The sequence below is a fragment of the Shimia sp. SK013 genome, assembly GCF_001292625.1.
Taxonomy (GTDB): Bacteria; Pseudomonadota; Alphaproteobacteria; order Rhodobacterales; family Rhodobacteraceae; genus Shimia.
Map to the genome: position 1 here is coordinate 115,689 of NZ_LAJH01000013.1, position 12,501 is coordinate 128,189.

11 protein-coding genes are annotated in these 12,501 nt (G+C 59.4%); 3 read left to right on the top strand and 8 right to left on the bottom strand.

The window, feature by feature from the left end:
* Positions 1-67: 67 nt before the first annotated feature.
* The 3 genes from SHIM_RS12950 to SHIM_RS12960 form a co-directional block, all read right to left on the bottom strand.
* On the bottom strand, positions 68-3,052 hold the full coding sequence (locus SHIM_RS12950) for a DNA translocase FtsK (protein ID WP_054003090.1): 2,985 nt from the start codon (positions 3,050-3,052) through the stop codon (positions 68-70).
* Between the two features lie 21 nt (positions 3,053-3,073).
* Complete coding sequence (locus tag SHIM_RS12955; RefSeq protein WP_193749927.1) at positions 3,074-4,249, bottom strand: aminotransferase class I/II-fold pyridoxal phosphate-dependent enzyme; 1,176 nt, start codon at positions 4,247-4,249, stop codon at positions 3,074-3,076.
* 216 nt (positions 4,250-4,465) lie between these two features.
* On the bottom strand, positions 4,466-5,794 hold the full coding sequence (locus SHIM_RS12960; RefSeq protein ID WP_054003092.1) for an amidase: 1,329 nt from the start codon (positions 5,792-5,794) through the stop codon (positions 4,466-4,468).
* 84 nt (positions 5,795-5,878) lie between these two features.
* Between SHIM_RS12960 and SHIM_RS12965 the strand changes: the two genes are divergently transcribed.
* Positions 5,879-7,093: an FAD-dependent monooxygenase gene (locus SHIM_RS12965; RefSeq protein ID WP_054003093.1), complete on the top strand. Its 1,215-nt coding sequence runs from the start codon at positions 5,879-5,881 to the stop codon at positions 7,091-7,093.
* 77 nt (positions 7,094-7,170) lie between these two features.
* Here the strand turns inward: SHIM_RS12965 and SHIM_RS12970 are convergent, their stop codons facing one another.
* The 5 genes from SHIM_RS12970 to SHIM_RS12990 all read right to left on the bottom strand — a co-directional run bounded on the left by SHIM_RS12970 (position 7,171) and on the right by SHIM_RS12990 (position 10,744).
* Complete coding sequence (locus tag SHIM_RS12970) at positions 7,171-7,362, bottom strand: Trm112 family protein (protein WP_054003094.1); 192 nt, start codon at positions 7,360-7,362, stop codon at positions 7,171-7,173.
* A complete protein-coding gene (locus SHIM_RS12975; RefSeq protein ID WP_054003095.1) occupies positions 7,359-8,003 on the bottom strand; it encodes an LON peptidase substrate-binding domain-containing protein in 645 nt (214 codons plus the stop codon). The genes SHIM_RS12970 and SHIM_RS12975 overlap by 4 nt, the downstream gene beginning before the upstream one ends.
* 27 nt (positions 8,004-8,030) lie before the next feature.
* Entirely contained in the window at positions 8,031-8,957 is a 927-nt protein-coding gene (locus SHIM_RS12980) for a thioredoxin family protein (RefSeq protein ID WP_054003096.1), read from the bottom strand.
* Positions 8,958-9,010: 53 nt separating this feature from the next.
* A complete protein-coding gene (xth, locus tag SHIM_RS12985; RefSeq protein ID WP_054003097.1) occupies positions 9,011-9,799 on the bottom strand; it encodes an exodeoxyribonuclease III in 789 nt (262 codons plus the stop codon).
* Between the two features lie 258 nt (positions 9,800-10,057).
* The gene (locus SHIM_RS12990) at positions 10,058-10,744 is read right to left on the bottom strand and encodes a response regulator transcription factor (RefSeq protein ID WP_054003098.1); all 687 of its coding nucleotides are present in this window, start codon (positions 10,742-10,744) and stop codon (positions 10,058-10,060) included.
* 172 nt (positions 10,745-10,916) lie between these two features.
* Between SHIM_RS12990 and ribA the strand changes: the two genes are divergently transcribed.
* Both ribA and SHIM_RS13000 read left to right on the top strand, forming a co-directional pair.
* Entirely contained in the window at positions 10,917-12,008 is a 1,092-nt protein-coding gene (gene ribA, locus SHIM_RS12995) for a GTP cyclohydrolase II (protein ID WP_054003196.1), read from the top strand.
* Positions 12,005-12,499: a L,D-transpeptidase family protein gene (locus SHIM_RS13000; protein WP_054003099.1), complete on the top strand. Its 495-nt coding sequence runs from the start codon at positions 12,005-12,007 to the stop codon at positions 12,497-12,499. The genes ribA and SHIM_RS13000 overlap by 4 nt, the downstream gene beginning before the upstream one ends.
* The last annotated feature ends 2 nt before the right edge of the window (positions 12,500-12,501 follow it).

Consider the following 12,501-nt stretch of genomic DNA (forward strand, 5'->3'; position numbering starts at 1 on the left):
GCAACCGCCGCTCGGAAATCAGCCCCGAACGGCGGTCACAATCCTGTGTCAGCGACGCACCGCCGACCTATTGCTCGGGCACCAGAATTTCGCGTTTGCCCACATGGTTCGCAGCACTCACCAAATTCTCGTCTTCCATCTGCTCCACAAGGCGCGCGGCCTTGTTGTACCCAATCGCCAGTTTGCGCTGGATATAGCTGGTCGAACACTTGCGGTCCTTGATCACAATCGCAACGGCCTGATCATAAAGCGCATCTTCGCCCGTGGTGTTGCCACCGGTATTGAGACCGAGAACTGCATCGATATTATCGGCCTTTTCGTCGGCCGGCCCTTCAACCACGCCCCCGATGTAACTTGGCGGACCAAAGCTCTTGAGGTGGTTGACGATTTCCTCAACCTCTTCATCGCTCACAAACGGGCCATGACACCGGGTGATCTTGGCGCCACCAGCCATATAAAGCATGTCACCCATGCCCAGCAGTTGCTCGGCGCCCATCTCACCCAGAATGGTGCGGCTGTCGATCTTGGACGTCACTTGGAACGAAATCCGTGTTGGGAAGTTCGCCTTAATCGTACCGGTGATCACATCTACCGATGGGCGTTGTGTGGCCATAATCAGGTGAATACCCGAGGCCCGCGCCATCTGTGCCAGACGCTGGATGCACGCTTCAATCTCCTTGCCCGCCACCATCATCAGGTCGGCCATCTCGTCTACAACAACGACGATATATGGCATTTTCTCAGGCATAATCTCTTCGGTTTCAAACACTGGCTCGCCGGTGTCATCATCAAAACCGGTCTGCACGGTACGCGAGAATGTCTCGTTCTTGGCAAGTGCGTCGGCCACGCGGCTGTTGTGGCCATCGATGTTGCGCACGCCCATTTTGGACATCTTGCGATAGCGTTCTTCCATCTCGCCGACGACCCACTTGAGCGCCACAACGGCCTTCTTCGGGTCGGTCACAACCGGTGACAACAGGTGGGGAATGCCGTCATAAACCGACAGTTCCAGCATCTTGGGATCGATCATGATCAAACGGCAATCATCTGGTGTCAGACGATAAAGCAGCGACAGGATCATCGTGTTGATCGCCACCGATTTACCGGACCCCGTGGTCCCCGCAATCAACAAGTGAGGCATCTTGGCCAAGTTGGCCACCACCGGATCGCCGCCAATGTCTTTGCCCAACGCCAGCGGCAGCTTCATATTGCTGTCGCCAAAATCGCGCGCGCTCAGGATCTCGCGCAGCACCACTTTCTCGCGGTTCTCGTTTGGCAACTCGATGCCAATCACACTGCGGCCGGGCACCGTGGACACACGCGCCGACAAAGCCGACATCGACCGTGCAATGTCATCCGCAAGGCCAATCACGCGGCTGGCTTTCAGACCCGGCGCAGGCTCAAGTTCATACATCGTTACAACGGGGCCGGGGCGCACCGAAACGATCTCGCCTTTGACACCATAGTCGTCCAAAACGGATTCCAGCATCCGCGCATTCTCTTCCAACGCATCATCGCTCAGATGATGGCGCGAGATTTCCATTGGGCTTTCCAACAGGTTCAGCGGCGGCAATTCGTATTCGATCTTGGTCTCGTCAAAGGCCAGCGACGGCTGCGCCTCTTGCTTGGCCCGCGTCGACGGCTGCACCGGCTTGTTCTGGCGCGGCTGCACCACCTTGCGCTGCTCGGGTACCGGAATCTGCTGTGGCGTCGCTTGGCGGTAGGGCGGCATCGAAGCCGGTTCCGCAAGCATCGGGTCCTGCCAGCCCGAGTCGTCGTCCAAGACAACATCTTCGGCCATTGGTGTTTCTTCATACATCTGCGGCGCGGTCATTGCCGGCATCCCAGCTGAAAGCGGCGGCTCGGCGCGCAGACCAACACCGCCCGTCAAAGGTGGCTCCATCGGATGGGCCGCTTGCGGGATCTGCGCTTCATCCTGCGCATCTGTCGCCAGCACCAAGGGCGCAGGTCGACGACCGCGGCCTTTGGTCAGCGGTTTGTCGGCGTGCAGATCGGGATGCAACTCGGCGTCCATATCCGGCGGCGACACTGCTTCGCCACGCTGCGCACGGCTGCGCATCACGTCGGCGATCTTGGATTTGATCCGCGCCTCTCCGCCCGGCACATCCGCGATGTCCTGCACAAAGATATTCTCAACCAGTTCCTGTTCCGGCAATTCTTCAGGGGCCGCTTCGGTCCGCTTGATCAGCGTCGGCATCCGCAGGCGCGGCTTGGCAAACGGCGCAACTTCTTCAATCGTCGACGCAGGCGTGTCCTCAACCACAGCGTCATTCCAGCCCTCGACAGCCGCTTGCGCGACGCGTGCTTCTTCAGCTTCGCGGCGCTCCTGACGGCGGGTTTGCATGGTCTTGGCTGCCTGCGATGCGCCGGCAACTGCGCCGCTTGCACCACGGCCCAACAGGGTCATCAACTTGTCGTAGGCCAACACCAGACCCACCACGATCCGGCGCGCAACGCCTTGCAGCTCCGCCTTGGTGAAGCCAAGCGTAAACAGCCCGATCGCAACAAAGGCCACGCCGGTCGCCAACGACAGGATTTTCACGCCCGCCTGAGCCCCGATCGGCAGCACTGTCAACAAAAAGCCGGTCACAGTATCGCCAAACAGCCCGCCAACACCAAAGTCATGAGTCCACGTCACACCAGGGGCCAAAGTAGAGGCATAGATCGCCCCCAAGGCCAACATGATCGGCGCGAAAATGATACGGGATTGCACCCGGTCTTCGCCAATATGTAGCGCCAAACGCACGCCCCAAACGACCAATACTGCCGCCACACCCCAGCTTGCAAAGCCGATGATCACAAACAATCCGGCAGAAATCGACGCCCCAATCCAGCCCATCCAGTTCTGCACCGGCGCATCTGTCACCGACATGAAACTGGGGTCCGTCGGCGTATAAGACGCAATCATCGCCGCCGCCATCAGACCAAGCCCAATCAGCACAAAACCAATCAGCTCCTTGCCTCGTTTTTCCACCGCTGCCTGTGTTGCACTGTCCAAAAGAGGGCCTCTTCCACGCGCTTGATATGCCATCTCGTTACCTACCTCGTTCTTTTATCCGTAAATGCAGGCGCGCAGCTTGGTGAGCGCTTCCTGTACTTCGGTCTTTGGGGCCACCAAGGCGACCCGAATAAATTTTTTGCCGGGGTTAAATCCCTCGGCGTCGCGGCTCAGATACGCGCCGGGCAACACCCGCACGCCGGTCTCTGTCCACAATTTGACCGCGGCCTCTTCGCCGTCGTCCACCGGCAACCACAGGAAAAACCCGGCCTGCGGGCTCTTGTATCCCGGCACATCCCCAAGAATCGCGTCTGCAATGTCGAACTTTTTGGCATAAAGGGCGCGGTTCTCTTCCACATGCGCTTCGTCCGCCCAAACCTTTTCGGCCGCACGCTGCAACGGCAGTGGCAAAGGCGCGCCGGAATAGGCCCGTAGCTGGCGAATACGTCGGATGCTCTCCGGCCCGCCCGCGACAAAACCGGACCGCAAGCCCGGCAGATTTGATCGCTTGCTCAGCGAATGGAAAATCAGAACCCGTTCGGGGTCTGCTCCCATCTCATGCGCGATCTGCAAGGCACCGGTCGGCGGTGTCTCGCGATATACTTCGGAATAACACTCATCGGCGAAAATTTGGAAATCGTGCTTTTCTGCCAGCGTGATGAGCGCACGCCAATAGGCCGCATCCGCCACCGCGCCCTGCGGATTGGCAGGCGAACACACGTAGGCAATCGCGACGCGATCTAACACATCCGCGTCCAACGCGGCAAAATCCGGCAAATGGCCACTTGCCTCGGTTGCTGGCACAAACCGCGCCTCTGCCCCCACGGATGCGGCAGCCACAGCATAAACCTGATAGAACGGGTTCGGCGTTAAAATGATCGGCAGCGACCCGTTTTTGGTTTCCGGGCACAACGCCATCGCGGCGTTATAAAGCCCCTCACGCGTGCCATTCAGCGCCATAATCTGCGCCGACGGGATACCGACGTCATACCGACGCTTTATCCACGCGGAAATAGCATCCAAAAGCTCAGGCGATCCATCATTGGGCGGGTATTTGTTGAAACCTTCAGCATGTTGGACAATCACATCCGTGACCCACTGCGGAAAGGTATGTTTCGGCTCACCAATGGTCATATGCGTGACCGGCCCACCTGGTTGCAGGTGATCCAATAGCGCGCGCAAACGCGGGAACGCATAGGCCGGTAGGTTCGAAAACCGCTCGGGGAACATCATATTCAATCTGCCTCAGGATCGGGATCATATCGCCCCGTTTCAAACCCAAGTTACCCAATGCGAGTCCGCCAGTCCACTAAAATGCCGAAGACTCCGGCACTTGTGGCCTCTGCGCCACCCGACATTTCTGCGATAAACTAACTAAACTTCTTCATTTGGCGCAAATCACTGCAAAAGCGGTTGCGACAAAGGCCGTGAACGACCGCAGCCCGACTAAGCCAACACAGCTTCAGCTGCCGCCGCCAATCGCAACAAACGCTCTTCCGTGTTCGGCGCACCTAGCATCATCACGCCGCAACTTGGCATTCCGGATGGCAAGGTTACTGCCGCACTGCCCATCAGGTTGCCAATCCGCGTATTGCGCAAAGCCAAAAGGTTTTCAGTGACATAGTAGTCCTGATCGCTCATCAGCCGCGCCGCGTCGGGGGGCAGAATCGGCGACGTCGGCAAAAGAACTGCATCAAATCCGGCAATCCGTGCATTCCACCGCACACGGTGCTCTTCAAGCGCTTGCCACGCATGCACATAATCCGGCCCCGAAAACGATGCCCCTGCGCGGAACCGTTCCAGAATCTGGTCAAACATCAAATCCGGTGCCGCCTCGATTTCGTCGCGCCACTCGCCATAGGCCTCAGACGTGAACAGCGGTCCGGTCAATTCCATCGCCCGCGCAACCTCTCCGGCTTTCAGAAATTCCATCTGGGCGCCCGCTTCGCTGAACCGCGCCAACGCACGCTCAAACCCTGCCATCGGCGCATCGCGCACACTCTCAAGGGCGACCGTTTCCAAGATGGCAAACCGCTTGCCCTCAAGCGTCGCGCCCTGCAGATCCACCGGCTTCTCACCGCTCAACGCGGCGAAAAGCAATGCTGCATCCTCAACCGTGCGGGCCAGCGGCCCCACCGTGTCAAAGCTCCGGCACAACGGCACAACGCCTGCGTTGGACAGCCGTCCCGACGTGGTTTTTAGCCCCACGAGATCATTCCACGCCGACGGAATCCGAACCGACCCTCCCGTGTCGGACCCAATACCAGCAGCGGCCAATCCAAAAGCGACAGACGCCGCCGCACCCGAGCTCGACCCACCCGGCACAGCCTTTGGGTCATTCACGCAAGGCGGCGTTGCCGTCATCGGGTTCAAACCCAACCCTGAAAACGCCAACTCGCTCATATGTGTTTTGCCCAGACACACCAGCCCGGCTGCGGTGGCATTGCGCAGCACCTCCGCATCGCGGCCCGGCACGCGGCCCTTAAGCAACAACGACCCGGCTTCGGTCGCCACATCGGCGCTGTCAAACAGGTCTTTCCAGCTGATCGGCACCCCATCCAACAGGGATAACCTCTCCCCGACCCGCGCCCGTTCAGCCGCAGCAGCCGCCTCCGCCAGCGCCCGCTGACGGGTGACAGCCGAATAGATCCGGTCTTTGTGATCACTGCTGTCGATCGCGCCAAGAAACGCCTGCGTCAGCGCCACGGGATCAATCGAACCTTCGCCAATCCCGCGCCCCAAATCCGCCGCGCTCATTTCCAGCCAGTCCAACATCACAAGTCCTCAAATATGCCTTTACGGGACGGTAGCGGCGCAAAGGCACATGGACAATCCCGAACCGACTCCCATATTGGGACCATGCGCTTTGACACAGATATCCTCATCGCCGGTGGCGGTCTTAACGGCCCTGCCCTCGCCCTCGCCCTCAGCCACGCGGGGTTCACTGTTACCGTGGTTGACGCCCGCCCTGCCCCGGAACGCGCAGGCAGCAATTTCGACGGGCGCGGCTATGCGCTGGCGTTGGCCTCCAAACGTCTTTTGGATCGGCTTGGCGTTTGGCAGGATGTCGCGCCGAACGCCCAACCCATGCTGGATATAAAGGTCTCAGATGGCCGCGCCGGCGAAGGCCCTTCGCCGTTCTTCCTGCACTTTGACCATGCCGAACTCGAAGAAGGCCCGATGGGCTTCATGCTGGAAGACCGCTTTCTGTATCGCGCGTTCCAGACCGCCATGGAAAACGATCCCGCCATCACCCTGATCCCGGATACCAGCGTCACAGAGCAATCCGTCGATGCCTCCGGCGTCACGGTCACGCTCTCCACTGGCGAAACCCGCCGCGCCCGCCTTTTGGTGGGCTGCGACGGCCGCCAATCCGGTGTTGCACAGCGCGCAGGCATCCGGCGCACCGGCTGGGGCTACGGCCAAACCGCACTGGTCTGCGCCATTGCGCATGAACTGCCGCACAACGGTGTCGCACACCAATTCTTTATGCCGCCCGGACCGCTGGCCATCCTGCCGCTGCCGGGCAATATGTCCTCGATTGTCTGGTCCGAAACCGAAGAAAACGCCGCCCGCATCCACGCGCTTTCAGACGAGGATTACCTCGCCGTTCTACGCCCGCGGTTTGGCGATTTCCTTGGCGACATCTCCCCTGCCGGGCCCCGGTTTACCTATCCATTGGGCCTCACCGTCGCGAACCATTTCGTGGCTGAGCACATTGCTTTGGTGGGCGACGCAGCCCACGGAATGCACCCGATTGCGGGCCAAGGCCTTAACGCAGGCCTACGCGATGTCGCAGCGCTGGCCCAAGTGCTGACCGAGGCCAAATCGCGCGGCGAAGACATCACCTCAATTCTGGTGCTGGAACGCTATCAGGAATGGCGTCGTTTCGACACACAGGCCCTGGTGGCCGCGACGGACATCACCAACAAACTGTTTTCCAACGACAATCCGCTCTTGCGGGCTGGCCGTGACATCGGCATGGGGCTCATCGGCAAAGTCCCAGCCCTGCGCCGCACCTTTATGCGCGAAGCCGCAGGTCTTACAGGGGATCTGCCCGACCTGATGCGCTAAGGCATATCTTCCTTTTGCCGGAAATATCCCGGGGGTGAATTGGCCGCAGGCCAAGGGGGGGCTGGTCCCTCCCCTCCTCAGTCCAACGTGCGCGCCTCATCCACAAGCATCACGGGGATGCCGTTGCGGATCGGAAAGGCCAATCCGGCGCCGCGCGAAATCAGCTCCTGCTTGGCCGCGTCATATTCCAGCGTCGCACGCGTCTGAGGGCACACCAGCGCCTCCAGCATACGCCGGTCAAATCCGGGTTCAGTCACGTCATGTGTCATTGTATCAAGTCCTCTCCGCCGCCGCCACGCAGCGCAAATTCCAATAGCGTCACCAAGGTTTCGCGGCGTGTGCTCAGGCTCGGCGCTTCGAGCAACGCTTGCTTGTCCTCAGCGCCAAAATCCAGAAGCATCGACAGCGAATTGATCAGCAGTTCGTCATCCGCATCTTTGAGCGTTTCCCAATCGGTCTGCAACTCCAACTGCTCGAAATACCGCTTCAGCAGCGCCAAGAACACGGGGCGGTGAAACACCTCGTCGCGTTCCGTCCGCCCCAGATCCCGGTCAAACCCATCCCAGCTCACGGAACACCGCCGATACGGCGCAAATCCGTCAACTTCGGCCTGGATGCGAAACCGCGACACCCCAGTCAGCGTGATCATATAGCGATTGTCATCGGTTTCGCTAAATTGCGTGATCCGTCCGGCGCAGCCGATGGTCTGCAATCCAATCCCTTCGCGGCCCGGTACTTCGTTGGGCTGCACCATGCCGATCAAACGCTCAGGCGTCTTGAGCGCATCATCCAGCATCGTCAAATAACGTGGCTCGAAAATGTGCAACGGCAGACGTGATCGCGGCAGCAAAAGCGCGCCCGGAAGCGGAAAAACCGCAATCATGTCTGGAAGATCGGCTGGCCTGATCATACCGCCAGCCTACGCTAGATTTGCCAATCAGGCAAAGATCATCGAACTCAGCTTGCGTCGCCCGTTCAAGACAACCGGATCATTCGGCTTGAGCGCCTCAAAAATGGTAAACAACTGCGTTTTGGCGGCGCCGTCATTCCACTCACGATCGCGTCGGAACAGGTCAAGCAACTCATCCACAGCCGCCTCAACCTCACCCGCACCATGCAGCGCCTGCGCAAGATCCAGCCGCGCTTGATAGTTGTCGGGCTCCGCCTCGACCAGCGCCCGCAGCTCTGCCACCGGACCCGCGTTTTCGGCTTGCCGCGCCAGTTCTAACTGCGCGTGCGCTGCTTCGACTTCGGGGGCATCCGCAAACTCGGCAGGTGCGCCGTTCAGCACGGCTTCGGCCTGATCCAAAGCGCCCATGGCGATGTTGGCCCGCGCCAAGCCCGCAAAGGCCGCGACATTGTCGGTGTCTTGTTCCAGAATCGCAGCAAAGGTCTCACCTGCGTCCTCGGCTTGGCCCTCGACCAGCATCTCTTCGGCTGCCGCCAATGCATCATCAAGCCCACCGTCGGGCATCTGCCCGCCACCGGCTTCAACCACTTTGGTGACAAACGCTTCAATCTCGCTGGGCGGCAATGCGCCCTGAAAACCGTCAATCGGCTGACCCTGATAAAACGCATAAACAGTCGGGATCGACTGAACCTGCATTTGGCCAGCAATGCCCTGATTTTCGTCGACGTTGATCTTGGCCATCTTCACCGCGCCGCCAGCCGCCGTGACCGCTGCCTCAAGGGCTGGCCCCAACGTTTTGCACGGCCCGCACCATGGCGCCCAGAAATCCACGATCACTGGCACAGTCATCGAGACATCCACGACATCCGCCATGAAGGTTGCCTCGGAAACGTCTTTGATCAAATCGCTGTCGGCCGGCGCTGCTGCACCGTTGCCTTGTCCAAGTTCAAGCATTGGAGTCGTCCTTTATATGCGTTGGTCCCTATATGAGGTCCCGCGTCGGAAAGTCAAAGGTCAAAGGTCGCAAACACTGGCGCATGGTCACTGGGTTTTTCCCAGCCCCGCGCATCGCGCAAAACCCGGCTTGAATGCCCCGCATTGGAGATATCACCAGTCGCCCATACATGATCCAGCCGCCGCCCCTTGTCGGCTGCATCCCAATCCCGGGCGCGATAGCTCCACCAGCTATAAAGCTGTCCTTCAGGGACATCCTGTCGCGTGATATCAACCCATCCGCCCGCGTCCTGTGTCTCGGCCAGTGCTTCGACTTCAACCGGTGTATGGCTGACGATCTTCAGCAGCTTCTTGTGGTCCCACACATCGTCTTCGCGCGGCGCGATGTTCAAATCCCCGACAAGCACCGCCTTCTGCATCTTCTCACGGTGAAAATAGTCGCGCATATCGCTGAGATAATCGAGCTTCTGGCCAAATTTCTCGTTCTTCTCGCGGTCCGGCACATCGCCGCCCGCTGGCACATAAAAATTGTGGACCGTCACACCGTTTTCCAGCTTGCCGGCGATATGACGCGCGTGGCCGAGGTCTGCAAAATCTTCCGCGCCGGCTTCAACCATCGGGAATTTCGACAGGATCGCGACACCGTTATAGCCCTTCTGCCCGCGCGCAACCATGTGCGTGTAGCCAAGCGCGGCAAATCCTTCGGTCGGGATCTTATCAACCGGGCTTTTGCACTCCTGCAAACACAACACATCCGGCGCTTCTTCTTGCAGCAGTTTAAGCACAATTGGCTCGCGCAAACGCACCGAATTGATGTTCCAGGTGGCAAGACTAAAGGACATGAAAACTCTCCGCGCTGATACTGTTCGCGCACCCTACCCTTGCCCCTGACGCGATGCCAATGCCATTTCCTGCGCATTGGTGCACCGCCGCCCAAAAAAAAGACCCGAGCCGAGGCCCGGGTCAGTCCAACAGGGAGGTCATGTCATAACCCGGACATGGCGGGGTTCTCTCATGACTCTGATATAGGAAGAATCTTACGGAATTCTTGCTTTATCGGCGCCAAGGTTGTTCTTTTTTCTGTCACACTGGACACCTTTCTAGGCAACCAGCCGATATCCACCACTCTCCGTCACCAAAAGCCGCGCGTTGCTGGGATCGGGCTCGATCTTCTGGCGCAGGCGATAGATGTGTGTTTCAAGCGTGTGCGTTGTAACGCCAGCATTGTAGCCCCACACCTCATGTAGCAGCACATCCCGCGCCACCACGCCGTCCGTGGACCGATACAGATACTTGAGGATGTTGGTCTCTTTCTCGGTCAGGCGGATTTTGCGCTCATCTTCAGTGATCAGCATCTTCATCGCTGGCTTGAACGTATATGGACCAAGTACAAATACCGCGTCCTCAGATTGCTCATGCTGGCGCAGCTGCGCCCGAATGCGGGCCAACAGCACTGGGAATTTGAACGGTTTGGTCACGTAATCGTTGGCACCGCTATCAAGGCCCAAAATCGTGTCCGCGTCGCTGTCATGCCCCGTCAGCATCAGGATCGGGCTCTTGACCCCCTGCTTGCGCATCAGGCGACACAATTCGCGCCCGTCTGTGTCCGGCAGGCCCACATCAAGAATGATGATGTCATACAGGCCTTCTTTGACGCGACTCATCGCCTCGACGCCATTTCCGGCCTCAAAGACATCAAAATCTTCGGTCATCACAAGCTGCTCTGACAGAGCCTCGCGCAGATCTTCATCATCATCCACAAGCAGGATTTTCTTAAGCTGGGCCATCCGTATCCTCCACGTTCAATCTGTATCACTTTGTTGTTCACGACATGTATACGAACGAAAGCCGCAACAAGATTTGCTGCAATTGCCTCACGGCCTCGTGTTTCTGTGACGTCAAATGTTTCATCTTGCGACAAAGGCAGCTAAATGTGATGCGCTAAGCCGCGAGGACCCCATGAGTTTTTCTCCCGATATCGTCGAACGTCTGGCCCGCGCCAGAGCTGACCTGCGCATGGGTGTGCCTATTGTGCTGACCGGCAACGGCACGGCGATTATCCTAATGGCTGTTGAAACGCTGGACCGCGCCCGCCTTGCGGATTTGCGGGCTTTGGGCGGCGCGCCCTTGTTGGTGATCACTGGCCGTCGGGCCGAAACGCTTAAGGCGCGAGCCTATGATGGCGACATTGCCCGCGTTCATCTGCCCAGTGATGCCGACCTGAACTGGCTACGCGGCATCGCTGATCCCGCCGACGACCTCATGCGCCCGATGAAAGGCCCGCTGCAAACCGAACGTGAGGGGGATGCCGACTTGCACCGCGCCGCCGTCAAATTGGTGAAGTCGGCGCAACTTTTGCCCGCAGCTTTGTCTCTGCCTCTCCCAAACGCTGGCGCCTTTGCTCTGGAACACGGCCTCACCGTGATCCCAGCCGACCTCGCGGCGCCACATCTGACGGCCACAAGCCCTTTGCACCCTGTCGTGCACGCCCGCTTGCCGATTTCTGCGGCTGACGCGGGTCGTCTGCACATCTTCCGGCCCGAAGACGGCGGCGAAGAACACTATGCCATCGAGGTCGGCCGGCCACCCCGCGACAAACCCGTGCTCGCGCGTTTGCACTCCGCCTGTTTCACCGGCGACGTGCTTGGATCTCTGAAATGCGATTGCGGCCCACAACTCAACGCCGCTTTGATGCAAATGGGGGCCGCTGGCGCAGGCGTGTTGCTTTATCTCAACCAAGAAGGTCGCGGCATTGGCCTCGCCAACAAAATGCGCGCCTACTCGCTGCAGGATCAGGGCTTTGATACCGTTGAGGCCAACCACCGCCTCGGTTTTGAGGATGACGAGCGCGATTTCCGCATTGGCGCCAAAATCCTCGCGGAAATGGGGTTTTCATCGGTGCGACTGCTCACCAACAATCCCCGCAAGATCGAGATGATGGAAAACGCGGGCGTCTCTGTCGCAGAACGCGTCGCGCTCAAGGTCGGCGAAAACGCCCACAACCGCGCCTACCTCGCCACCAAAGCCAACAAATCAGGCCACATGCTGTGAGTCCCTTCGACCTTGTGCTTACAAAGCGCGGGGTGCGCTACATGAGCCGCTATTTTCCCTGCACCATCGGCAAGGGTGGCCTGCAGTCAGACAAACGCGAAGGTGACGGCGCCACTCCGCGTGGCACCCATCGTATCACTGGTTTGCTCTATCGCGCCGACCGCCTCGCCTCACCCGCACCGTGGGCACACCCCATCGGCAAGGACGACCTCTGGTCAGACGCGTCAGGCGACACCGCCTACAACCACCATGTCCGCGCACCCTACGCGCCAAGCCACGAACGCCTGCGCCGAGCTGATCCTTTGTATGACATGATTCTGCTCACCGATTGGAACTGGCCTGACGCGCAGCCGGGCAAAGGCTCGGCGATTTTCCTGCACAGCTGGCGACGTCGCGGGGCCCCAACGGAGGGCTGCATCGCCTTTCGTCGGGATCACATGAAAATCATTGCGGCGCACGCCGGTCCCGGCACGCGCCTGATTGTGCGCTAAGG